Source organism: Mammaliicoccus sp. J-M41 (genome assembly GCF_022385935.1).
GTDB classification, from domain to species: domain Bacteria; phylum Bacillota; class Bacilli; order Staphylococcales; family Staphylococcaceae; genus Mammaliicoccus; species Mammaliicoccus sciuri_A.
Window position 1 is genome coordinate 1 of the sequence record NZ_JAJNIR010000029.1, and the last position, 23,859, is coordinate 23,859.

A 23,859-nucleotide genomic window follows, 5' to 3' on the forward strand; every position below is an offset into this window, starting at 1 on the left:
TGAAAACTATAATAAAGTTAGAATTCAACAAAAACTAGGCTACTTATCCCCTATAGAATATAGGAAATTAGCAGCCTAGAAAATAGTGTTTTTATTGAGCTCCCTTAGTAAGGGTGCAGTGCCGTTTGATGTCCAAGATTTTTTATATTTAATCTAATTCTAAGTTAGTACGATAGTTATCTACGACTTCTTTCTTACTTGAATCGCTAGGTACAAAATAATACAATCCATCATCTAGAATCGTATCTTGACCTTCTAATTGATTTCTATCAACATTATCTAATGCGTCACTATATTTAGATCTTAAACTATTGATTTGTGAAATTTTTAAATCTGTTTGAACATTATCGCCTAATGTATCAAAGATTTGGTTGATTTTCGGTAATGAACCGATACTTACTAATTCTTTTGCTAATGCTTGGATAACAAGTTGTTGTCTTTCTTGTCTACCAAAGTCTCCACCAGCGCCATCTTCTTTTCTACTTCTAATAAATGCTAAAGCTTCGTCTCCCTCAAGCTTATATTTTTGACCTTTAACATATGAATTACCTTTAACTGTGAATGTTGCATTACTTGTAACAGTTACGCCACCTGCTTGGTCTACTAATTCTTTAACACCATCCATATTAATCGTCGCATAATGGTCAATTGGTACATTCATTAATTTCTCTAAAGAATTAATGGCCATCTTTGGTCCACCGTATGCATATGCATGGTTAATTTTCTCGACAGAATCTCTACCTACGATTTGAGCTCTAGTATCTCTAGGTACACTTACCATTACAGTCTTTTTCTTATCAGGATTGATAGATAATAATAAGATTGAGTCTGATCGTTCTCCGCCGCCTTCAGCTGCTCTTGTTGAATCTGAGTCTATTCCGAATAATGCAATAGATATCGGATCGCCGTTTGTATCTACTGCTTTCTTTCTTAATTCTGATTTATCTCTGTCTAATGGATTATGTATTGAATTACCTAATGCGAAGAATTTATAGACAAAAAATGCGATCACTAATAAAAATACGAGTAATAAAATAATGACGATTGTCGTTACTATTTTGAATGCTGTTGATTTCTTTTTCTTTGCAGAACGCTCATATTGGTTTGCCACGTGTTCTCAGTCCATTCTATTTTTTTCTTTATTATACATTTATTTATCTCATATTTCCATATCGAACATAATTACGTGCACAATTTAAATTTTAAATTAATAATTTTAAATTTTATACAAAGATTCCATACTTATTTCTGGAAAATCTATACATTATATGATAAAGTATTCTTGTAAATCTACAACGTTACTTGTTTTTTAATTTATATGACATATTAAACGGGAAAGAGGATGAGATTCGGCGATCTCATCCTCTCTTTTTTCGTCTATTTGTTTTAGATTTAATAACTTTTGTTTCTATATTAAACTCATCTGGATACCTAATTCTTACAACATCCCCATAAAATAACCTTTGTTCCCCATATCTTGTACATAAAGATAACTCAGGATAAACTTCTTCTACTTTTGCAATATAATTATATGACTTATCCCTTTTCAATACATCAATATAATAACCAGGTTTAATACCTTTATTTGTTCCTGCATTAATAATAAATGACGTATCATCTAATATTCTTATAATTTCCACTTGTTTCATGATTTCACGCTAACTTTCTTTAATTCTTATTATATGAAATGTGATGATAAGCGCTTAGATGACTGTTATGTTCGTTTCATAGAGTTGAAGAATATTTATATAATTTGTCTTATGCCATTTCTTTTTCTTTAGGATATTTAAACTTTTTTGAAATTATTAATATCATTACATTACATATTTTGGCAATAGGTTTATTAGTTAAATTGTACTATTTTTTTATTATTTTTTCAATATAATACTTAATAGAAAGAGCATGGACAAATGTCCATGCTCTTAATCATACTATTCTATATACAATTCCACTGCATCTCTTGTTTTGCTCATCGTTACAACGTGTTCATCATAATTTCTTGATAAATAACTATAGAAAAGAATATCTATTGTCATAAGTTGAGAAATAAGAGAACTTGTCGCTGCTAATCTTAAACTTTTTTCTGAACTTGCATCATGAATTAAATATATATCAGATTTTTTTGCTAATGTAGACTGCTCTGACTGTGTTAAACCAACTATTTTTACACCATATTTTCGAGCTACTTTGGCTAATGATACCGTCTCATGATTCTCTCCTGAATTAGATATACCGATGAGCACACAACTATCACTATGTGAAGCAATGGCTGTAGCTAAAAAGTGTGTATCTAAAGAATGAATCACTTGCTTACCTATTCTAGTGAACTTCTGATACAAATCTTGAGCAACCAAACTTGAAGCACCGACACCAAATACGATAATCGTATCTGTATCGTATAATTGATCAACGACCTGCTCAATATGTTTACTCGAAATATTCTTTTCTGTCATTTCAAGTGTATGAGAAGCTCTTGTGATGAGCTTCTTACTAATTGAGTCGACTGTTTCATCTTGCTTAATTTCTTGATAAATACTTTGTTCATGTTGCGGTAAATATCTAGAAATTGCTAATTTCAAGTCTGTGAATCCTTTAAATTCAAGTTTGTGTGTACATCTAATAACAGAAGCTGCACTTGTATTTGTTAATTTGCCTAGTTCTTTAGCGCTCAAGTTAATTGTTTTTTCTGGATGTTCAATAAAATATTCTGCAATACGTTTTTCATGTTTTGTTAAACGTGGCATTTGTTCTTTTATAAATATGAGTAAATGTTGATGTTCCATATGCTTTAATCCTCTTCTAATTCTTGTGGTGCCGTCATTTCTTTATTTGTTCCAAATAAATATGTGGCAATGAATCCGCCAAGATATGCTGCTAGCAATCCTGCGATATATCCTAAATACATATTATCAGAAATAAGTGGAATAAGTGAAACGCCACTTGGTCCAATTGCTGATGCACCGATATGACCGATGCCACCGATAACTGCACCACCAACACCGCCACCTATACATGCTGTGATAAATGGTCTACCTAAAGGAAGTGTTACACCGTAAATCAATGGTTCTCCAATGCCTAAAATACCAACTGGTAATGCCCCTTTAAGTAAGTTGATAATCTTTTTATTTTTTCTACATTTAAACCATAATGCAAATGCTGCACCTACTTGACCTGCACCAGCCATAGCTAGAATCGGTAAGAGATAAGTCGCACCAGATTGATTAATCATTTCAATATGAATCGGTGTTAATACTTGGTGTAAGCCAAACATTACAAGTGGTAAGAACGTTGCACCAAGTACAAATCCACTAAATGCACCACCGATATTTAGAACCCAATCTATTACGCCTAATAAGCCATTTGAAATAAAGCCGGCAATCGGCATGATTAAGAAAATTGTTGCTAGTCCCATAATAAATAGTGTAATCGTAGGTGTGACAATGATATCTACCGCACTCGGAACGATTTTGTGTAATCTTTTTTCTATTAAAGATAAAATCCAAACTGCAATGATAACACCAATGACACCACCTTGACCGGCAGCTAATGGTTCTCCATTAAAAATATTTTTAAGTGGGCTTTCTGGATCCATACCCGTCAGCATGGTTGTACCACCAATAACACCACCTAAACCTGGTGTCGCACCAAATTCTTTTGCCGCATTAATACCCACATAAATCACGAGGTATGCGAAAATACCATTTTTAATGATATCGAATATTAATACAAACTGTTCCCATGTCGCACCATCTAATGTACCTGCAGTTAACATATTAGATAGTACTGCAGAAATACCACCTATTAAACCTGCACCAACAAAAGCTGGAATTAATGGTACAAATATATTAGCAATAGATCTTAATACTTTTTTAAATGCTGTTTGATTCTTCTTATTAATACTTTGCTTAAATAAATCCGCTTCTTTTTCAACTTGTTCTTTATTAGATGCTTTATGCTTTATATCTTCACCTAAAGGAACCCCTATAATTGAACTCATTTCATTAGCTACTTTATTAACAGTGCCTGGTCCAATCACAACTTGAAGCATGTCATCTTCTACTACACCCATTACACCCTTTATATTCTTTAAACCTTCGACATCGACTTTACTGTAATCGACGATATTCATTCTGACACGTGTCATACAATGTATCACTTTGTCTAAATTATCTCTTCCCCCAACTTCTTTGAGAATATTTTGTGCAATCTCTCTTTCTTTTGTCATAGCCTACACACCCCTTAATTTACGTATTTCTCACAAACCCCTTAGCTTGTTTAAGTCTTTCTAATGCTTCCTCTTTAGAAATCCCATGCATCCCCATTACTATTGCGACTTTCACTTGCTCATCACTCTGTTTGAATAATTTCTCACTATCTTCATCCGTTGTTTGTAGTACTTCTTGAATCATGTTTACGGCTCTTTGTTTTAATTTTTTATTAGTTGGTTTAACATCAATCATTAAATTCTCGTATACTTTTCCTATACCAACCATTGCCCCTGTTGATATCATATTAAGAATTAATTTTTGAGCAGTACCTGCCTTCAATCTCGTTGAACCCGTCAATACTTCAGGACCGACATCTACTTGGACTGGATAATCTGCATGTTTACCAACTTCAGATGCTTTATTGCATGTGACACAGCCAGTAGGTACATTTATACTTTGTGCGTATCTTAAACCACCGATTACATATGGTGTTCTACCACTGGCAGCTATCCCGATAACCGTATCATGTTCATTAATATTTAAATCTCTTAAATCTTGTTCTCCTAGACTTTCATCATCTTCTGCACCCTCAACAGCTACAGTCATCGCACTTGGACCACCTGCAATAAGTCCAACGACAACATCAGGTGTTACACCAAATGTTGGTACACATTCAGCTGCGTCTAATACACCTAATCGACCACTTGTACCTGCGCCCATATAAATTAATCTTCCACCATTGTTTAATCCTTTAATAACTTGTGTAATTAATTGAGCAATAGCATGATTTTCTTCTTTAATAAACTGAGCCACTTTTTGATCTTCGTTATTCATAACATCAACAAATTGCTCAGGTGTTAATGTGTCTAACTTAGACGAGTGCTCATTTCTTGATTCTGTCGTTAAACGACTGATATCCATTTATTCTTCCCCCTTAACAAATTGAAAAGCTGTACCCTCATCAATTAAATCTATACACGGTATATCTTGTTGGCATATATGTCCAATAACATTAACAGCTTCATGACGTTTTAAATCTTTATTGACGATTTGTAATTCATTCATATAGCGACCATACTTGTTATTATCTAAAGTGATCGCACCCCTTGTTCTTGCAACCGTGTTTTCAGGCAATATTTCAGATTGAAATATTTGTCGTCCTTCTTCCGCTCTAATCACATCTCTAGCTTTGTCTTTTCTATTATGAAAAATTCTCCCAATATAACTTTCTAAATGCTTTGTTTCAGATTGCACTTGAAGTGACACGATTCCTTTATGAAAGAAGTTGTTGAATTGATCAATCGTTGTTGTATCGATACCTGTATCCCCTATACAAATATCATCTACTTCTAAAGCTGCTAATTCATGAGCAGCAACTAATGGGTGGCAATATCTATGATCTTCTAATGTAGGTAAGCCTTCATATACCGGACCTCTATATACCGTACCTGGTACAAAAGCCATAATTGATATATCCGGAAATAATGTCTTTAATTTTGTATTTTGCTTTATAAAGTAAGCTTTATCCAGTCCAGTTTCAGGACGAGGATAATAATTATGCGCAACCATAATACGAGACATATCAATATCTTGTTCTTTAAGTTCATCCAATAAACTTATCGCATCCGTACTCGCATTACAGACAATTTTAACTTCACTTAATAAAGAAATAATATCCGGAATCGCTAGAGAAATATCTAACCTTATATAATCAATACCTAAACCTTTTAATATTTCCGGTTGCTTATAAGAAAGCCCAAGATTTTGAAAAGCATGCGGACTCGCATCAGCTATAATTTCAGCTTTATCATCAATAAGTAGCTTCAATTCCTTCAACCTATCAAAATACAATTCCGAATCCTCTTCAGGAATTTGAAGAGAAGTAAACACATACTTGAAACCATGATTGAGCATCGTCTCAATATATACTTCATCAAACGCTTCACCTAAATATACCGAAAACCCTAACATATCAACACACCCCTATTGGAATCGTTTACATTATCTCATTTTTGAAACAATATTCCAATGATAAAAAATTTTGTGGAATTTTGTGAAATGGCGTTACAGAATGTGGGGGGTGGTGGGTAAATAATGTGTTTATATAGAATAAACTCACATCTTTCGCAATCTCGTGTGTTTATTCCACCTTTAACTCACATCTTCTTCAATCTCGTGAGTTTACTCCGTCTTTAACTCACATCTTTTATAATCTCATGTGTTTATTCCGCCTTTAACCCACATGTTTCTCAATCTTGTGAGTTTATTACCTCTTTAACTCACATCTTTTATAAATTTTCCTCTCCACCCCAAAAAAACGCCGGAACTTCTGCTGTTCCGGCGTTTTTCCTAATTCTATTATTTCTTATTTATCAAACGTTCTACTAATTGGTTTACTTGTTCGATATTTTTAGTTTGTTGATTCAATATTTCTATGATTTCTTGATTGTCTGTGCTCGTTTTAATATCTTCTTGAGTATTGTGTTCTTGCTTACGACTATGTTGACGCAATGCTTCATATAATACTTCATCTTTATTTGCATCATCTATCTTATCGTACAATGCTTTTGTTTTTGAACTTACTTCTATTGTTGTTGCATTTGTATTGTTTGTATCTGCTTCTTCTGTAACGTGATTATTCTCACTTAATGCATGACCTTCAATATCGATTTTAGGTAAAATTGCATTTAACCAATTTGGAATATACCATGATGCTCTACCAAATAGTTTCGTCAATGCTGGAATAATTGTCATTCTTACGATAAATGCATCGAATAATACACCGAATGCCAATGCTATACCCATTGATTTAATCATCACATCATCTTGGAATACGAAGCTGATGAATACACTAAACATAATGAGTGCTGCTGCGACAATAACTGGTCCACTTTCTTTAAGACCGACTTTAATGGACTTCGTATTATTCATTGTACGTACATACTCTTCATGTACACGCGACATAAGGAATACTTCGTAATCCATAGCTAAACCAAATAACAGCCCTATTGTGATAACAGGTAAGAATGCTAATAATGGACCTGTTGTATCTACGCCAAATAGGCTACTCATAAAGCCATCTTGCATAATAAGTGTTGTAAATCCTAAAGTCGCTGCTAATGATAATACAAATCCTAGCACTGCTTTTAAAGGAATAATAATTGATCTAAATACAACCATTAATAATATGAAGGCTAATAATATAATAACGCCTGCAAATAATGGTATTGCTTCGTTAAGTTTTTCAGACATATCTATATTAATAACACTTTGACCTGATATTTCTGTATCTAAATCATATTTGTCTTTGGCATCTTTATTATAATCTCTTAAATCATGAACTAAATCATATGTTGATTCTGCATTTGGTCCTTTTTCAGGAAGAACTGTCACAAGTGCATAGTCTTGATCTTTGTTCAATTGCGGCGGTGTGACGGTTTCAACATTTTTAATATCGTCTACATCTTTCATCAAATCTTGTAAATCTTTTTGTAATGATTTTGGATTATCTTTTTTGTCAGAAGTATCTACAAGCATGACGATTGGGCCATTAAAGCCTTCTCCAAAATCATCAGAAATAATATCATATGCTTTCTTCTCTGTAGAATCATTTGGTTTCATACCATTATCAGGTATACCTAAACGCATATGTGTAACAGGTAGTGCTGCTGCAATTAAAATAACAAATCCAATGATTAATGCTATCCACGGTTTACCTACTACAAATTTTGACCATGGTGTATCCAAACTTTCATTTGAATGTATTTTACGTTTTTTCGGATGAATTTGTTTATGGAAGACACTAATTAGTGCTGGTAGTAATGTAATGGCACTGAGTACAGCAAAGATAACACTTAACGCTGATGCAAATCCCATTGTAGCTAAGAAATCTATACCAACTAATGCTAAGCCACATACAGCTATAACAACCGTAACCCCTGCAAAGATAACGGCACTTCCCGCTGTACCTAATGCTAATCCAATTGCTTTAATATGATTTTTCTCAGTCTTAATAATTTGTCTATATCTAAATAAAATGAATAAAGCATAATCAATACCTAACGCTAATCCGATCATAACTGCTAATGATAACGTAACGTTTGGAATATCAAATGAATACGTAAGTAAAGCGATTGTACCAATACTAGAACCAAGTCCGATAACCGCACTTAATATTGGCATGCCCGCTGCAATAAATGATCCGAAAGTCACAAGTAACACAACGAAAGCAATTACGATACCAATAGCTTCAGAAGCGCCACCGATTTCAGTATTCGCTGTTAAAGCATTACCTGTTAATTCAGTTTGAATATCATCATCTTCTTCTAAAGATTTAACAGCATCTTTAACTTTATCAACAGAATCCGATTTAATTGAAGTTTGAGATACTTTATAATTGATATCTGCAAAAGCAGTTGTTTGATCTTTATTAATTTGTTTATTCTTATAAGGATCTGTCACTTCTTTAATATCATCATCTTTATCTTTTACATCTTTTAAAGCTTTTTGAATATCTTGCATAACTTTTTGATCCGTTATGCCTTTTTTATCTTCACTTTTAAAGACAACTCTTATATTTGCCTTTTCACTATCTTGATTAAATTCTTTCTCGATCTTTTCATTCGTGTCGATTGATTTAATACCACTCATTGTAATATCGTTGTCAAATGTAGGTTTATTAATCGTTAATGGCGTCACGATTCCAGCTAATAAGATGACCCATATAAATATTGTTAACCACTTATGTTTAGCTATAGAAGAACCCAATTTGTATAAAAAGTTCGCCAAAAATATTCCCTCCCTTAAATCTACTATATAGTTTATGCATACAGTGTATACAGCATAACGTTTATACTAACACCTGTAATATCCCCTAAAAAGAGATAAAATCCCAAATGTGTATACTTTGTCTACACTTTTCAAAAATTGTAGAAAAGCTGTTAACAAAAAGTTCACATTTGGGATTTCTGAGTTCTATATTAATAGTAGAATTAATGCAATAATTGCTGGTCCACCTTGTTTTAAAATAATAGACTTTGAACTTGTAAGGCTACCGTATATAGCCGCTAATATAATGAATATTAACAGAACCGCTACAAACTCTTTAGGACTACTAGATAAAAAGGCACCATAAAATAATGATAATGCCAGTAAACCATTATAAATACCTTGGTTTTTAAGAAGTGTTTGAATATTTTTATCCTTTAACTCTTGTTGCTTTAAATTAAATGTTTCTGCCGTTTTTTTAGAAGTCGTAGCGATTGTTTCTAAATACATAATGTACAAATGTTCAACTGCTACAATCACGACAAAAATCGTTGCTAGAATACTCATATTAAGTCACCTCTATAGAATTATTTGACTTTCCTTTTCATGAATCATTTCAATAATTTCATTCTTCTCATTCATAACTGCTACTTTCGGCGCATGTGATCTCGCTTCTTCATCTGTTACTTGAACATAGTTCATGATAATAATCACATCATCTACTTGTACAAGACGTGCTGCAGCACCATTAAGACAAATTTTACCGCTTCCTCTTTCACCTTCAATAACATATGTTTCAAGTCTTGCCCCATTGTTATTATTAACAATCGCAACTTTCTCATTTGGTAAGATATCTACTGCATCTAATATGTCTGCATCTATTGTTATACTACCTACGTAATTTAAATTAGCTTCTGTAACTCTAGCACGATGAATCTTCCCGTTCATCATTGTTCTTATCATGAAATTCATCTCCATATATATTTTTATTTTTAATTTATAAATTTTAATACTCGTTATTATCATACAATGATATTTTAATCCGTCAACTATTAAGTTTGAATATTACTTTTTTGTACCTATGGAACTAAATAGTGCGTACTTACATTCTATTTTAATTGCAATTATACTATTCCATACAATATTATAAAGGAGTTTTGAACATGAATTACACAACATTTCATAATGGTAATACTATGCCTAATGTTGGATTAGGTGTTTTTAGAGTGGAAAATGATGACACAGCAAAAGATGCAGTTAAACACGCTATTATTTCCGGTTATAGAAGTATTGATGCAGCATTTATATATGGAAATGAAAGTAAAGTTGGAGAAGGTATTGCAGAGGGAATTAAAGCAGCAAATATCTCAAGAGAAGATTTATTTATAACTTCTAAATTATGGCTAGAAGATTACGGTAAGGAAAATGTTAAACGAGCATATGAAAAGTCATTAAAGTTATTAGGTCTAGATTATTTAGATTTATATTTAATGCACTGGCCAGGTACTGATGAAAATCTTATGTTAGACACATGGATAGGACTAGAAGAATTATACCAACAAAAATTAGTTAATAATATCGGTGTAAGTAATTTTAATATAGATCATTTAGAAATATTATCAAATAAAGCAACATATAAACCTGTATTAAACCAAGTAGAATTCCACCCCTATTTAACTCAATTAGAACTTAGAAATTATTTAGATAGAAATAGCATACAAATGGAATCTTGGTCTCCTCTAATGAACTCAGAAATATTAAAAGATAACGTCGTAAATCAAATTGCCAGAGAAATAAATAAAACACCGGCACAAGTTATCATACGTTGGAATATCGAACACGGCGTTATCACAATTCCTAAGTCTATTACACCATCACGTATAGAAGAAAATTTTGATGTATTTAACTTCAAATTAAATGATACTCATATACGAAAATTGGACGAACTTAATAAAGGAAAGCGTATTGGACCAAATCCAAATAAATTTAATGGTTAATTTAAAAATCGATAATCTTTAATATATAAACTTTATTAATCAATTTTTTAAATCTCGGACAATTGTTCGAGATTTTTTTCTTTTTAAAATCCAACTTTTCAATTTCACACAAGATAATTATTAATTCATTTGTATTATACAATTATTTTTACAACTTTTCATTTTAATAAATTACATATAATTTTTACTTATTATATTGCGTAAGTAGTTAATTTTTTGGTATTATTTAGGAGTAAACTATTTACTCTTTGAAAAAATCAACAAGTTTTAGACATTTCAATTTTACTTTTTTAAAGATACGAAAGACTTAAAAAATCAATTAAATTTAAAAATCAAATAATAGGAGGATAACATGGAAAACATTATTCATTATGAACTACTTAAAAAAGACATCTTTAATAGAATTTTTGATGAAACGCACTTAAAACGCATGGATTTAATCACACTATTCTATCTTAACGAAATCAATAAAGAGGAAGTCTACGTCCGTAAATTACGCAAACTCATGTTTGAACCTTCTTCTTCAGAATTAACAGGTGCATTGAAATCACTAGAGGAACTGAAATACTTCAATAAAGTGAGAGATCCTTTAGATGAACGTTCTATCATTTTAAAAAACATCAATTATGATGCGATTAAAGAAACATTAAATACTTGCAAAAATATCACTTACGAAAATTTAAATAAAATCAACCAAACTTCTAACTAAAGTATTACATATATCATTATTGCGCATAACAAACTGAAACGCCTGGGACATTTATATATCCCAGACGCGTTTTAATGTTTAAATTGGTTGTTTATCCATAATAAAATTTCATTTAAATTAACATCTTCAAAGTGCGTAACATTTATTCGCTTATAGTTACCGATATGGAAATGGTCATATTGTCTATCATCACACCTAGATTTAAATTGTTCGAAGTCGTCTAAATCATCTGGTGTATTTGGAAAATCCCCATCTTTATAGCGTGTAACAATATGTCCTATATGTCTAGAGTCCTCAAGATCTCTTTCTTTCTGTCTCTTATAAAGCTCATGCATCTCTCCGTACAAAATTAACGTATTAGGTTTATATTGATATTGATTTATCATCCTTAAATGAATACCATAACCATTGATCATATGATAAATCTTTTTAGAACTTATACCCTTTATCCATTTATAAATCTTTCGTTGAAACTTTTTCGATTTCACATTATCAAATGGTGTCGCAAGAACTTTAACAACATCTTCAATATCTTCAACATTAAACACATTTAAATGGATACTCAAAATTTGTTCAGCAACATCCCTATGCCATTGCAATAAAGTCTTCTCCACAATAACACTCCCCCTCAACTAACCATCCTATTGTTATTTTAACGTATAATACGCTTTTGGTGTTTAGTATTGAATATTTGAGGGTGGATATAAAAAATACCTACTATCGATTGTCATAATCATAGTAGGTATTTAGTCATATATTATTCAGCTTTTTTAAGAATTTCTTTTTTAAGTTTTACTCTAAGTTGTTCTAATGTAAGTGGATCTGTAAACCAATAATCTTCTGCTTTATACGTAATGACTCTGTCATTTTTTACAGCGTCTAAGTTTTTCCAAGTTGCTGTTTTCTCAAAATCAAAGTTACCGTATGATGGTTTACTTAAGAAGATATAGTCTCCGGCATAATCTGATATTTCTTCTTTAGAAATAGATTCATAACCTTTTCCGCCTTTTTTAACTTTAGTTTCATATTCTTTAGTCATTGGCATGCCGAATGCATCATGTACAATGTCTAATCCACGTCCCCATGTGCTTTCATATATAAAGATTTCTTTTGAGTCTGGTTCAAATACTGATGCAGTTGAATCGCCAACTTTACTTTGGATCTCTTTTTTATCTTTAGCTGTTTCTTTATTCCACTTGTCGATCCAAACTTTAGCTTTATCTTCTTTACCAGTTAACTTCCCTAACTCTGTTAAAATTTCTTTATGGTTATACTTTGTATACGTATAAGGAACGGTTGGTGCAATTTTTTGATATTTTTTAAGGTTTTTATCCATTGCATCCGCAATAATTAAATCCGGTTTCTGTTTCGCTACTTGCTCAACATTGCCATCACCAACGAGTTCTACACCATCTAAATGTGGTTTAATAATAGATGAGTCTTTCGTCCAATCCGGAACAGCAATTGGCTTAATACCTAATTCAATAAAATCCCCTACATAAAAAGCAGTTAAAACAGCAATTTTCTTAGGTTTCTTAGGAACTTGAATCGTCTTCCCATTCTCTAGTTTGTAATCTTTCGTTTCATTCGATTCTGACTTTTTCGTATCATTTGAACTATTTGAGCACGCACTTAGAAGTAAAATACAACTTAACAATCCTATAATAAGCTTTTTCAAATTATGCTTCCCACTTTCTAATTGATATACATTATCAATTATATACACTTTTAAAAAAATAACCATACACATAAGCAAAAATAGTTAAAAATTTTAAAGATAAGATATACTAGAATTAAATAAATTATAAAGGTGATACATATGGAGTATAGAATGGCCACAATTAATGATGTACAGGGTATTATAAAAGTTTGTTCTGATGGATATCATGTGACATATAAAGATATACTACCTGAAAAATACATCACACAAATTATTAATGAATTTTATAATGAACAACGCGTTTCAAAAGAAATCACGAATATTGATCAATATTGGAATGGATGGTTTGTTGCTGAAGATAATGGACAAATTGTTGGTGCTGGTGGCGGCGGTTTTAGAGAACCACATATCTCTGAATTATATGTCCTATACTTGGATCCAACGCGTAAACGAGAAGGCATCGGTTCATGTTTATTAAATATTATTACAGATGATCAAATAAGAAGAGGTGCCAGAGAACAATGGGTTTCAGTAAGTAAAGGAAACCATACGGGAATTCCTTTTTATGAAGCTAAAGGATTTAAATACCAATACGAAAAACCAATGTATACTTTGCCAGAAAATGAAAACTACATATCATTAAAATACAAACGTCAATTATAAGGAGCGTTATAACGTGAAATTAAGTGTATTAGATCAAGCACCCATTTCTAAAGGAAGTTCGCCTGAAGAAACATTACAAAATACTATTGCATTAGCACAATGGACTGAGTCGTTAGGTTATCACAGATATTGGGTTGCTGAACATCACAATACGAGTGGTCTCGCAAGTTCTTCACCAGAAATCTTGATGACTCAAATTGCCGCTTCAACTGAACATATTCGAGTTGGCTCTGGTGGCATATTATTACCACAATATAATCCTTATAAAATTGCAGAGAATGGTAAGACTTTATCTGCATTATTTCCTAACCGTATCGACTTAGGATTTGGTAATTCACCAGGTGGTTCTCCAATTACACAAAAAGCTTTAACTGATGATCATATTAAACCAATAGAAGATTTTTATAGACAAGCATCTGACTTACAAGGATTCTTGCATAATTCATTACCTAGAGATCATAAATTCAGACTCGTCAAAGCAGGACCACGCATAGACAATCCACCAACAATGTGGTTATTAGGTTTAACTGAAAATGGTGCTAGAAACGCAGCACAATTAGGTATTGGATTTGTATTCGGTCACTTTATAAATCCTAAATATAAAGAAATCGCAATGAAACGCTATTACGAAGACTTTAAACCATCCGTTAATATGAAAGAACCATCAACCATTGTTTGTATTTTTGTAGTATGTGCAGAAACAGACGAAGCAGCAGAACAATTAGCCATATCACAAGACAAATGGTTATTAAACGTAGGTAAAGGATTAGGAACAAAAGTTCAACCACCAAAAGAAATCAATATAGACGATTATACAGAAGAAGAATTAGAACTCATTAAGAAGAATCGAAAAAGAAGCATTATAGGTTCACCACAAACAGTAAGAAAACAACTTAATCAACTAGCAGAAGAATATCAAACAGACGAATTTATGATTATCACAAATATTTACGATTTCGAAGCCAAGAAAAAATCATATCAATTACTAGCAGAAGAAATATTATCTTAAAATAAATGAAAATTGATGGAGATATGTTGAGATGAGTTGAGATGTGTTGAGATGTACACGCGGGGATTTAACTACCATTATTTCGAATTGTGGTAGTTAGATAGGCGCTCACTTAGAGACATTTCTAGGAATTCTGTCCCTAACGACCTAAAATAGTCATCAAAATAGAAGAACCTGAGGCACATCGTGTGCCTCAGGTTCTTTTTATCTATACTAAAATTGTTCTGATAAGATTTTTTGTTCTAAGAAGTTTAGCATATAGTCTGGGCTTCCTGTCTTAGCATCTGTACCTGACATTTTGAAGCCTCCGAATGGATGATAACCTACTACTGCTGATGTACAACCTCTGTTCAAGTATAAGTTACCTACGTCATAATCTTCACATGCTTGTCTCCAATGTTCACGATTATTTGTAATGACTGCTCCTGTTAATCCGTAATCTGTGTCATTAGCAATTTCTAATAATTCTTCAAAGTTATCGCCTTTAGTGAAGCCAACAACTGGTCCGAAGATTTCTTCTTGCATAATTTGATCACTTGATTTAAGTCCAGAAATGATTGTTGGATGTACGAAATAACCTTTACTGTCATCAGTCTTACCGCCAACTTCTAGCTTACCTTCTTTACTACCTATTTCGATATAATTTTTAATTTTATCAAATTGTTTTTTATTAATAACTGGTCCCATATATACATCAGAACCACCTTCTGTGTGATTAATTGAAAGTTCTTTTGTTAATGCGATTGATTTTTCTAGAACTTCATCATAAACATCTTTGTGCACGATTGCTCTAGAACATGCAGAACATTTTTGACCAGAAAAGCCAAATGCAGAATCTACAATTGCTTTAGCTGCTAAATCAGTATCAGTATTTTCATCAACTATAATTGCATCTTTACCGCCCATTTCAGCGATAACACGTTTTAAGAAGTTTTGGCCATCTTGAACTTTAGCTGCTCTTTCAAAAATACGTGTACCTGTTGCTCTTGAACCAGTAAATGTTACAAAGTGCGTATCTTTATGATCAACTAAGTAATCACCGATTTCTTTCGGATCACCTGGTACAAAGTTTACAACGCCTTTCGGAAGACCTGCTTCTTCTAAAATTTCCATTAATTTATATGCAATTAATGGTGTATCTTCTGCTGGTTTAAGTAATACTGTATTACCTGCAATAATAGGTGCAACTGTTGTACCTGTCATAATTGCAAATGGGAAGTTCCAAGGTGGAATTGTAACACCAGGACCCATTGGTTTATAAATATATTGGTTATGCTCCCCTTCTCTATCAAAGACTGGCTTACCATTAGCCAATTCCATCATAGAACGCGCATAATATTCAATAAAATCAATACCTTCATTTGTATCTCCATCTGCTTCATTCCATGGTTTACCCGCTTCATAAACCATTAATGCAGAAAGTTCATGTTTTCTTCTGCGAATGATTGCAGAAACTCTAATTAATAATTCGGCTCTTTCTTTATGAGACCATTTTCTCCAAGTCTTATAGGCTTCTTTAGCCGCTTCCATCGCTTGGTCAACTTGTTCTTTAGAAGCTTTTGAAATTGTACCTAGTACTTGTTGGTGGTTTGCTGGATCTACAGATTCAAACTTATCATCTGTATAAATCTTCTCACCATTAATTACTAGAGGAATTTCTTTCCCAAATTCAGATTTAACTTTTATTAATGCATCTTTAAACGCTTGTTGATTCTCTTGATTTGTAAAATCTGTTGCTGGTTCATTGTGAAATTCTACTACCATCCTTCATACCTCCTAAAAATATAAACCTAATAAGAGATAAATACCTCTTATAAAACATTTTACTATTGTATTTTAAAAATTATCAAGTAAAGGGCTTTCATAAAGAAATGATTATTATTAAAAAATCTTATAATCCTTGTAACAACAGTACTTCAGGGTGTCACACATACAAAAATGATGAGACATCATAAGATGCCTCATCATTACTCAATTAGAGAAATTATACACTTTATTTAATCGCTTGATGAATGTGTTGAATATCTTGTGGCGTTGTTTCACAACATCCACCTACAATTTGAATACCTTGCGATATCCACTCTTTAGACTTTTGAGCAAGCAATGCATGATCTCCTTGACCTACCCAAACTTTCTCTACTGGATCAAATGTCTTACCACCATTGGGATAAACAGCAATGACTTGTGGCAATGCCGTCAATCCTTTTTCAATTGCTTTATCAACACTTTCAATCTTTGAACAATTCACACCAAATACAGGCAGACGCGCTTCATGCTCTTTAATATATTGGCATACCGTCTCAAACTCAGTACCATCAGATAAATTGCCTTCATCATTAACGGTACATGATATCCAGAATGTGATGTCATCTGAATATTGAGGAATGATATGTTCAACGATTGCTTTAATTTCATTGAAGTTAGGCACCGTTTCAAATACAAAATCATATATACCTCTATCAATTAGTGCTTGGATACGTGCTTGATGAAAGTTGATATAATCTTCTGCTGATACTTCATATGCTCCAGTATATTCTGAACCATCACTTAAATAAGCACCGTATGGACCTAAACTGCCTACTATAACTTGTTCATCCGTTACAGCTGATTTTATTTGTTCGACAGCTACATCAAATAAATGTTCTATTTCTGACGTTTGCATGCCAATAGATTCAAATGTATCAAAGCTTGCTTGATAAGTACTTGTTAATACAATATCAGCACCAGCATCTGTAAATGCTTGATGCGCTTGTTTCACTTTATTAGGTTCATGAATGATCACTTCACTAGACCATAATGACGAATTCAAATCACAGCCACAACCTTCTAATGTTGTGGCTAATCCACCATCTAATACTAAAGTGCGTTCTTGTTTAATTTTATTCAGAAGTCTCAATGATCTGACCGTCCTTTTTATGATATTTTACAAAATAAAATACAATCGCAATTATCGCAAACGGAATACCGAAATATAGTGCTGGTGATTGGTTCAGATCAAAGATCATACCGACACATGACACTAAACAAAGTATAAAGCCAATGATTGGTACACTTTGATGAATTTTCAAATGTTTATTTGCACGTTTCGCATTGAAATATGATAAACAAATACTCATCCATACGATAACGACAGCTAAACCCGCTATAGAAACAAGTACAATATATAATGTATCCGCAGTATAAATACTTGAGAATAATGCCAGTAAACCTCCACACATACTAAAAATAGTCGCGCGTATCGGCATTTGATGTTTGTTTAATTTCTTAAAATATTTAGGGAACATGCCTTCATTTGAAAGACTCCAAACCATTCGACTAGCTGCATACAATCCTGAATTGGCTGCTGATAATAATGCAGTTATAATGACTAAATTCATGATATCTCCAGCATATGGGATACCCATATTTTGAAAGATGACAACAAATGGACTTTCTAAAGATTTTCCTTGATAACTCGGTATGAGAATAGAAATAATAACCATTGTTCCAATGAAGAAAATGATCAATCGCCATAACGTTGCATTAATCGCTTTCGGAATGACTTTTTTAGGATTTTTCGTTTCACCTGCTGCAATACCGATCAGTTCCGTACCGCTAAACGCATAGTTAACTGCTAACATCGTTAAGAATACGGCACCTAAGCCATTCGGGAATGTTGGATTCGTATATCGTGATTTAATTGTATCTAGACCGTTATAACCACTGTAGTGAATAAGCCCGAATAACGTGAGAGCGCCTAGACAAATAAACAGTATAATCGCTAGCACTTTCACTAAAGAAAAGTAAAATTCAACTTCAGCGTAGAATTTCGTAGATACAATATTAAAAGCTAAGACAAGTATAATCGCAATACTTGAAAATATGTATACAGGTACATCGGGTAGCCACTTCTGCATTAAAATACCCACTGCCGTAAATTCAGAACCAAGTGCTACAGTCCATGTTAACCAATAAAACCAAGCAACTATAAACCCTATTGAAGGATGTATATATTTTGAAGCATAAACATGAAATCCGCCTGTCACCGGATGTTCAATCGCTAATTGTCCGAGACATAGCATAACGAGATACACGAGAATAGCACCAACGACATAAGATAACATCGTACCTAACGGACCCGCTTGTTGCAAAGTATAACCAGAACTTAAAAATAACCCCGTCCCAATTACACCACCAAAACTTAATAACATAATATGACGTTGTTTCATATCACGTCTATATGACTGATTTGACACGATATACCTTCTCTCTAAAATTAAAAATATCTTCAATTTTATATCTTTCGAATAATTCAGCCAACTTATAATTTTCTGTAAATATAAAAAAACCTCTGTATAGCATGGTTTTTATACCTTGCTATATAGAAGTTTTAGATTAGGAGTTACGTGCGTTCTCACCGCTTCATCATATACTTTCTAATGCGCTTTTTAATTTTTCTTGTATTGTCTCTTTATCATCTTCAACAGGATTAAATTCAAATTTTTCATCATTTATAAAAACGGTTGGCACGCCTTTAATCCCTCTTTCAAATGTTTCTTGCATAATGGCTAAGGATCGATCGTCTGCATTTTTTTGTGGTGATAAGCCTAATTCATGTTCCATTTTTCTTTCTATCGTTTCAAAATTCAATGTCCATTCGTCTTGTGTTTCATATAGGTATCGTATTATTTTAAAAGTTTCTTCGGGGTCATCGTAATCCAGATAAATATTCGCAACAGTTCCTTTGAGCAATCTTTGTTTCGTCTTATCAAAATGCTTAACGATATATTGCACTTTATTCTCATTAATATAAGGTTCTAGAACTTCGTCAGCTGCTGCAAAATAATTTAAACAATATGGGCATGCAAAATTAATAAATGCCTCAATTGTTATGTTTGCGTCTTTGCTTCCTACTGTTAAATGTTGGATTTCTGTCATAACGTTTACCTCCTATATGTTGTTATACTTATTTAACCATTTCACAGCCGATAAAGCGAATGATTATATTCAGAATTGTTTATCAATTCTATTTTAATATACAAAAAAACACTTCATAACAAAGTTATGAAGTGTTTAACTAATTGGTTAAATATTAGTTTTTGATAACGTTAACTGCTTGAGGTCCACGTTGTCCTTCTTCGATATCGAAAGTAACTGAAGCACCTTCGTCTAATGATTTGTAACCTTCAGTTTGGATAGATGAGAAATGTACGAATACGTCGTTACCATTTTCTCCTTCGATAAATCCGTATCCTTTTTCTGCGTTAAACCATTTTACTGTACCTTTATTCATAATAAAAGTCCTCCTATTGTGCTTTTGCACGTATATTTGCAATAATCAATCTTCAAACTTAAATGGACTTTATTAACTATGAATAAAACTACCAATTAATTTAATCTCGAAATATCACTTGCTACCCACTATACGCTATAAATGATTGAATGTAAAGCTTTATGTTAAATTAAACTTTTATTTTACTTTTATCATGCGTTATACCCTATAAATAATACTTGTCTATCACTTTTAATGATTCATCTAATTCATATATCAATGGTGCGCCAGTTTTGATTTCTAAGTTTGAAATTTCATCATCTGGAATATCTTCTAAATACTTAATCAGTGCTCTTAATGAATTACCGTGTGCAGAAATTAAAGTCGTTTGATGGTTTAACAAACTTGTTGAAATATGATCTATCCACTATGGAATAACTCTATCCAATGTGTCTTTAAGACTTTCTGTAACAGGCATGATTCTTCTATCTAACATTTCATATCTTCTATCATCCAAGTATTCTTCTCGTAACTTTTCATCCGCTTCTGGCGGTCTTGTATCATAAGAACGTCTCCAAATATGCACTTGTTCTTCACCATATTCTTCTCGTGCTTGATCTTTATTTTTACCTTGTAGTCCACCATAGTGACGTTCATTTAAGCGCCACGTTTTGTAAACTGGTATCCAAAGTTGGTGAGAATATTTCAATAATAAATATGTGGTTTCAATTGCTCTTGTTAAAAGTGATGTATATACAACATCTATTTCGATATTTTGTTTTAATAATTTTTCACCTGAGATTCTCGCTTCATTATATATACCCTTGCTCTGATAACTCTACATCTGCCCAACCTGTAAATAAATTTTTCGCATTCCATTCACTTTGCCCATGTCGACATAAAATTAATTTTGGCATATGATTCGCTCCAATCTTTTAATTGTTACGTCTATTGAACCACTAATTGCAAACTTCTAAAAATAAAAAGACCGTCCGATAGCATTTCAAAATATACCAATCAGTTCTATAATAAATAAATATCATTATAAAACGTTCAAAGGATTGAGTTGTCATGATTTATAAATTCATAAAAATCATACTCCAAATATGTATGATCTATTTTATTACCGTTCTAGGTAGTTGGATTCAAGACACATTAAACATACCTATTGCAGGTAGTATTATTGGACTTGTGATATTTTTCTTATTATTACAATTTAAAATTATAAAAGAAGAATGGATTAAAGATGGTGCAAATTTATTATTAAGTACGATGATTTTCTTCTTCATCCCTTCAATCGTCGGTGCTATGAATTTAGTTGACCAAATAAACGCACAGTTTATCTTTTTAATTGTATTAGTCATCGCAAGCACATGCATTGTTGCACTCTCGTCAGGATACATAGCTGAGAAAATGTTAAAAAGGAATCATATAGAAGAAAGTGGTGATCAATCATGATGATTAAAGCACTTTTAATGATTCTTTTAACAGTTGTCATGTACATATTCGCATTATTTATACAGAAAAAATTCAAGATCGCCATCTTACACCCTGCACTCGTTTCATCCATTGCAATTATCTGTGTACTTGTGTTATTTAGATATAATTACAATGACTATATGGTCGGCGGACAATGGATTTATGACTTTTTAAATTGCACAGTTGTATGTTTAGCATATCCACTATATTTATATAGAAAAATGATTGTTCAACATTTTAAAGTCATTATCACAAGTGTATTAGTTGGGATAACGATTAATATTATTTTAATGTTTACGATTTTAAATATATTCGGTTATTCAAAAGAAATGATCGCATCACTGTTGCCTAGATCTATAACAGCAGCAGTCGGTGTACAAGTATCACAACAAATAGGCGGAATAGATAGCTTAGCCGTGTTGTTTATTATAGGTACAGGATTAATTGGAAGTATGTTGGGATCATATCTTATCAAAATAGCCAAATTCCAAACATCTATTGCCAAAGGACTCACTTATGGCAATGCATCACATGCTATTGGTACAGCCAAAATATTAGAAACCGATATCGAATCAGCAGCCTTCAGTTCAATCGGCATGATTCTAACAGCCTTAATCAGCTCAGTCGTAATACCATTGTTTGTTATATTAGTATATTGAGAATTTAGAGATGAGAATTATAAAGAGTTTGAGATTGGAATGAGTTTGTAGGTCTGTATTTAGGTCTGTATGTTGCTTGTTTGGGCAGTCTTGCGATATACGGAGGCTCCTATTTATCTTGTTTGGGTAGTCTTGATAAATACAATGCCCTGAATATTGCTTGTCACGCCCCACTTGCAATGTTCGCACCTCCAACAACACTCATCTCTATCTAAAAAGTAAGAAACCGTCTAAAACATTCAGACGGTTTCCTCTATTATTCTAAATTCGCGTGTTTATTTTGCATATATGTTTCACTTACGTTTAATTGTTCCATTAAATCCATTACGATACTATCTAAATATAATTGAGTGCTTTGTTCGAACAGACTTCCTAGTGGTTGTTCTGATCCTTTTTCATCATATTTAGTACCTGCTCGTAAAACGATCACGTCATCTGCTATTTCAGCGATTGGTGATTGTTCTTTTGTAGAAATTAATATGACATTCGCTCCGATATCTTTTGCTGTTTGTGCGAGTAATTTTAAGTGAGCTGTTGATCCCGAACCGGAGACAATCAATAATTTATCTCCTTCTTGAATAGAAGGTGTACTCGTCTCACCTACTACATAACTTTTCTTACCTAATTGGTTCAATCTCATAGCAAAACTGTTCGCAACAAATGCAGAGCGTCCTTTAGCTGCTACAAGCACTGGAGCTTCTGACTGCAAGCTATTTACGAATTGCTCAGTATCCTTCAAGTCTACTTGATTTAATGTTTGCTTAATTTCATCCAATATTAATTGATAACGGCTCATATTATTTACCTTCAATAATTTCTCTACATAATTTTGCAGCTGCTTTTGGATCGTCTGCGTTAGCAATTCCTCCACCAACAATAATTAAATCTGGATTTTCATCAGCAACAGATTGAATTGTTTCTGGTGTAATACCACCTGCTACTGCTACTTTTGAATTTTTGATAACTGATTTAACTGTACGTAAGCTTTCTAATGGTGATACGCCTTCAGCTTGTAAGTCATAACCAGTATGCACAGCGATATAATCTGCACCTAATGCGTCTAATTCTTTCGCACGTTTCTCTAAATCTTGAACTGCAATCATATCCACTAATAATTCTTTACCATGTTTATGCGCTTCTTCAACTGCACCTTTAATTGAAGCATCTTCTGCTACACCTAAAATTGTTACGATATCTGCACCAAATTTAACAGCTTGGCTTACTTCATAACCAGCAGCATCCATAATTTTTAAGTCAGCTAATACTTGAACATCTTTAACAGATTGACTTAATTTTTCTACTGCACCTAATCCTTCATTAATAACGATAGGTGTTCCAATTTCTACTATATCTACATATTCCTCAACTTGTTGCGCTAATTGAGCTGCTTCTTCTTTATTTAATAAATCAATTGCTAATTGTAATTTCATATTAATCATATCTCCTTTATCTATATT

General features: G+C 32.6%; 24 protein-coding genes and 1 pseudogene. 6 read left to right on the forward strand and 19 right to left on the reverse strand.

Annotated elements, in window-relative coordinates; genetic code table 11:
• Nucleotides 1-148 precede the first annotated feature (148 nt).
• The 9 genes from LQ686_RS10480 to panD form a co-directional block, all read right to left on the reverse strand.
• Entirely contained in the window at nucleotides 149-1,111 is a 963-nt protein-coding gene (locus LQ686_RS10480) for an LCP family protein (protein ID WP_025905015.1), read from the reverse strand.
• Nucleotides 1,112-1,358: 247 nt separating this feature from the next.
• Nucleotides 1,359-1,649, reverse strand: a complete 291-nt coding sequence (locus tag LQ686_RS10485; RefSeq protein WP_025905016.1) for a hypothetical protein — start codon at nucleotides 1,647-1,649, stop codon at nucleotides 1,359-1,361.
• A 282-nt stretch (nucleotides 1,650-1,931) separates the two neighbouring features.
• Entirely contained in the window at nucleotides 1,932-2,783 is an 852-nt protein-coding gene (locus tag LQ686_RS10490; RefSeq protein WP_025905017.1) for a MurR/RpiR family transcriptional regulator, read from the reverse strand.
• 5 nt (nucleotides 2,784-2,788) lie between these two features.
• Nucleotides 2,789-4,225: a PTS transporter subunit EIIC gene (locus tag LQ686_RS10495; protein ID WP_107566028.1), complete on the reverse strand. Its 1,437-nt coding sequence runs from the start codon at nucleotides 4,223-4,225 to the stop codon at nucleotides 2,789-2,791.
• 19 nt (nucleotides 4,226-4,244) lie between these two features.
• Nucleotides 4,245-5,129 (reverse strand): N-acetylmuramic acid 6-phosphate etherase, encoded by an 885-nt coding sequence (gene murQ / locus LQ686_RS10500; protein WP_025905019.1) that lies wholly within the window; start codon nucleotides 5,127-5,129, stop codon nucleotides 4,245-4,247.
• Nucleotides 5,130-6,179, reverse strand: a complete 1,050-nt coding sequence (locus tag LQ686_RS10505; protein WP_107573057.1) for a MupG family TIM beta-alpha barrel fold protein — start codon at nucleotides 6,177-6,179, stop codon at nucleotides 5,130-5,132.
• A gap of 387 nt (nucleotides 6,180-6,566) precedes the next feature.
• Nucleotides 6,567-8,996 carry an MMPL family transporter gene (locus tag LQ686_RS10510; protein ID WP_119494918.1) on the reverse strand — a complete coding sequence of 810 codons (2,430 nt, stop codon included), beginning with the start codon at nucleotides 8,994-8,996 and terminating at the stop codon, nucleotides 6,567-6,569.
• Nucleotides 8,997-9,182: 186 nt separating this feature from the next.
• Nucleotides 9,183-9,542 carry a DUF1304 domain-containing protein gene (locus LQ686_RS10515; protein ID WP_025905022.1) on the reverse strand — a complete coding sequence of 120 codons (360 nt, stop codon included), beginning with the start codon at nucleotides 9,540-9,542 and terminating at the stop codon, nucleotides 9,183-9,185.
• Nucleotides 9,543-9,554: 12 nt separating this feature from the next.
• Complete coding sequence (panD, locus tag LQ686_RS10520) at nucleotides 9,555-9,938, reverse strand: aspartate 1-decarboxylase (protein ID WP_025905023.1); 384 nt, start codon at nucleotides 9,936-9,938, stop codon at nucleotides 9,555-9,557.
• 200 nt (nucleotides 9,939-10,138) lie between these two features.
• Here panD and LQ686_RS10525 point away from each other — a divergent pair, with 200 nt between their 5' ends.
• Both LQ686_RS10525 and LQ686_RS10530 read left to right on the forward strand, forming a co-directional pair.
• Entirely contained in the window at nucleotides 10,139-10,972 is an 834-nt protein-coding gene (locus tag LQ686_RS10525) for an aldo/keto reductase (RefSeq protein WP_107573059.1), read from the forward strand.
• 352 nt (nucleotides 10,973-11,324) lie between these two features.
• Nucleotides 11,325-11,681, forward strand: coding sequence for a transcriptional regulator, SarA/Rot family (locus LQ686_RS10530; RefSeq protein WP_107573060.1), 357 nt, complete (start codon nucleotides 11,325-11,327; stop codon nucleotides 11,679-11,681).
• 71 nt (nucleotides 11,682-11,752) lie between these two features.
• On the opposite strand, the gene LQ686_RS10535 is transcribed toward LQ686_RS10530, so the two are convergent.
• Both LQ686_RS10535 and LQ686_RS10540 read right to left on the reverse strand, forming a co-directional pair.
• On the reverse strand, nucleotides 11,753-12,295 hold the full coding sequence (locus tag LQ686_RS10535; RefSeq protein WP_107573061.1) for a hypothetical protein: 543 nt from the start codon (nucleotides 12,293-12,295) through the stop codon (nucleotides 11,753-11,755).
• A gap of 143 nt (nucleotides 12,296-12,438) precedes the next feature.
• The gene (locus LQ686_RS10540; protein ID WP_233678434.1) at nucleotides 12,439-13,359 is read right to left on the reverse strand and encodes an ABC transporter substrate-binding protein; all 921 of its coding nucleotides are present in this window, start codon (nucleotides 13,357-13,359) and stop codon (nucleotides 12,439-12,441) included.
• Between the two features lie 153 nt (nucleotides 13,360-13,512).
• Here LQ686_RS10540 and LQ686_RS10545 point away from each other — a divergent pair, with 153 nt between their 5' ends.
• Nucleotides 13,513-14,004 (forward strand): GNAT family N-acetyltransferase, encoded by a 492-nt coding sequence (locus LQ686_RS10545; RefSeq protein WP_233678433.1) that lies wholly within the window; start codon nucleotides 13,513-13,515, stop codon nucleotides 14,002-14,004.
• A 13-nt stretch (nucleotides 14,005-14,017) separates the two neighbouring features.
• Nucleotides 14,018-15,013, forward strand: coding sequence for an LLM class flavin-dependent oxidoreductase (locus tag LQ686_RS10550; protein ID WP_107573064.1), 996 nt, complete (start codon nucleotides 14,018-14,020; stop codon nucleotides 15,011-15,013).
• Nucleotides 15,014-15,226: 213 nt separating this feature from the next.
• Here LQ686_RS10550 and pruA read toward each other — a convergent pair whose 3' ends face one another.
• The 6 genes and pseudogenes from pruA to LQ686_RS10580 form a co-directional block, all read right to left on the reverse strand.
• Nucleotides 15,227-16,777, reverse strand: a complete 1,551-nt coding sequence (pruA, locus tag LQ686_RS10555) for an L-glutamate gamma-semialdehyde dehydrogenase (protein WP_107573065.1) — start codon at nucleotides 16,775-16,777, stop codon at nucleotides 15,227-15,229.
• 229 nt (nucleotides 16,778-17,006) lie between these two features.
• The gene (gene mmuM, locus LQ686_RS10560; protein ID WP_107573066.1) at nucleotides 17,007-17,909 is read right to left on the reverse strand and encodes a homocysteine S-methyltransferase; all 903 of its coding nucleotides are present in this window, start codon (nucleotides 17,907-17,909) and stop codon (nucleotides 17,007-17,009) included.
• Nucleotides 17,893-19,221, reverse strand: coding sequence for an amino acid permease (locus tag LQ686_RS10565; RefSeq protein ID WP_275584226.1), 1,329 nt, complete (start codon nucleotides 19,219-19,221; stop codon nucleotides 17,893-17,895). Before LQ686_RS10565 ends, mmuM begins: the two co-directional genes overlap by 17 nt.
• Before the next feature lie 196 nt (nucleotides 19,222-19,417).
• A complete protein-coding gene (locus tag LQ686_RS10570; RefSeq protein ID WP_025905032.1) occupies nucleotides 19,418-19,930 on the reverse strand; it encodes a thioredoxin domain-containing protein in 513 nt (170 codons plus the stop codon).
• Nucleotides 19,931-20,084: 154 nt separating this feature from the next.
• Nucleotides 20,085-20,285 (reverse strand): cold-shock protein, encoded by a 201-nt coding sequence (locus LQ686_RS10575; protein ID WP_025905033.1) that lies wholly within the window; start codon nucleotides 20,283-20,285, stop codon nucleotides 20,085-20,087.
• Between the two features lie 205 nt (nucleotides 20,286-20,490).
• Nucleotides 20,491-21,181, reverse strand: a pseudogene (locus LQ686_RS10580) (2,3-diphosphoglycerate-dependent phosphoglycerate mutase).
• A gap of 154 nt (nucleotides 21,182-21,335) precedes the next feature.
• Here LQ686_RS10580 and LQ686_RS10585 point away from each other — a divergent pair.
• Nucleotides 21,336-21,722: a CidA/LrgA family protein gene (locus tag LQ686_RS10585; RefSeq protein ID WP_025905034.1), complete on the forward strand. Its 387-nt coding sequence runs from the start codon at nucleotides 21,336-21,338 to the stop codon at nucleotides 21,720-21,722.
• Nucleotides 21,719-22,402 (forward strand): LrgB family protein, encoded by a 684-nt coding sequence (locus tag LQ686_RS10590; RefSeq protein WP_239733320.1) that lies wholly within the window; start codon nucleotides 21,719-21,721, stop codon nucleotides 22,400-22,402. Before LQ686_RS10585 ends, LQ686_RS10590 begins: the two co-directional genes overlap by 4 nt.
• Nucleotides 22,403-22,658: 256 nt before the next feature.
• On the opposite strand, the gene hxlB is transcribed toward LQ686_RS10590, so the two are convergent.
• Both hxlB and hxlA read right to left on the reverse strand, forming a co-directional pair.
• Nucleotides 22,659-23,198, reverse strand: a complete 540-nt coding sequence (gene hxlB / locus LQ686_RS10595) for a 6-phospho-3-hexuloisomerase (protein WP_107573188.1) — start codon at nucleotides 23,196-23,198, stop codon at nucleotides 22,659-22,661.
• A 1-nt stretch (nucleotide 23,199) separates the two neighbouring features.
• Nucleotides 23,200-23,832, reverse strand: a complete 633-nt coding sequence (hxlA, locus tag LQ686_RS10600) for a 3-hexulose-6-phosphate synthase (RefSeq protein ID WP_025905795.1) — start codon at nucleotides 23,830-23,832, stop codon at nucleotides 23,200-23,202.
• Nucleotides 23,833-23,859 lie beyond the last annotated feature (27 nt).

Coding starts and splice junctions, on each gene's coding strand:
- LQ686_RS10485 (WP_025905016.1), bottom strand. CDS start 1,649: ATGAAACAAGTGGAAATTATAAGAATATTAGATGATACGTCATTTATT.
- LQ686_RS10490 (WP_025905017.1), bottom strand. CDS start 2,783: ATGGAACATCAACATTTACTCATATTTATAAAAGAACAAATGCCACGT.
- LQ686_RS10495 (WP_107566028.1), bottom strand. CDS start 4,225: ATGACAAAAGAAAGAGAGATTGCACAAAATATTCTCAAAGAAGTTGGG.
- murQ (WP_025905019.1), bottom strand. CDS start 5,129: ATGGATATCAGTCGTTTAACGACAGAATCAAGAAATGAGCACTCGTCT.
- LQ686_RS10505 (WP_107573057.1), bottom strand. CDS start 6,179: ATGTTAGGGTTTTCGGTATATTTAGGTGAAGCGTTTGATGAAGTATAT.
- LQ686_RS10515 (WP_025905022.1), bottom strand. CDS start 9,542: ATGAGTATTCTAGCAACGATTTTTGTCGTGATTGTAGCAGTTGAACAT.
- panD (WP_025905023.1), bottom strand. CDS start 9,938: ATGATAAGAACAATGATGAACGGGAAGATTCATCGTGCTAGAGTTACA.
- LQ686_RS10525 (WP_107573059.1), top strand. CDS start 10,139: ATGAATTACACAACATTTCATAATGGTAATACTATGCCTAATGTTGGA.
- LQ686_RS10530 (WP_107573060.1), top strand. CDS start 11,325: ATGGAAAACATTATTCATTATGAACTACTTAAAAAAGACATCTTTAAT.
- LQ686_RS10545 (WP_233678433.1), top strand. CDS start 13,513: ATGGCCACAATTAATGATGTACAGGGTATTATAAAAGTTTGTTCTGAT.
- pruA (WP_107573065.1), bottom strand. CDS start 16,777: ATGGTAGTAGAATTTCACAATGAACCAGCAACAGATTTTACAAATCAA.
- LQ686_RS10565 (WP_275584226.1), bottom strand. CDS start 19,221: ATGAAACAACGTCATATTATGTTATTAAGTTTTGGTGGTGTAATTGGG.
- LQ686_RS10570 (WP_025905032.1), bottom strand. CDS start 19,930: ATGACAGAAATCCAACATTTAACAGTAGGAAGCAAAGACGCAAACATA.
- LQ686_RS10575 (WP_025905033.1), bottom strand. CDS start 20,285: ATGAATAAAGGTACAGTAAAATGGTTTAACGCAGAAAAAGGATACGGA.
- LQ686_RS10585 (WP_025905034.1), top strand. CDS start 21,336: ATGATTTATAAATTCATAAAAATCATACTCCAAATATGTATGATCTAT.
- LQ686_RS10590 (WP_239733320.1), top strand. CDS start 21,719: ATGATGATTAAAGCACTTTTAATGATTCTTTTAACAGTTGTCATGTAC.
- hxlB (WP_107573188.1), bottom strand. CDS start 23,198: ATGAGCCGTTATCAATTAATATTGGATGAAATTAAGCAAACATTAAAT.
- hxlA (WP_025905795.1), bottom strand. CDS start 23,832: ATGAAATTACAATTAGCAATTGATTTATTAAATAAAGAAGAAGCAGCT.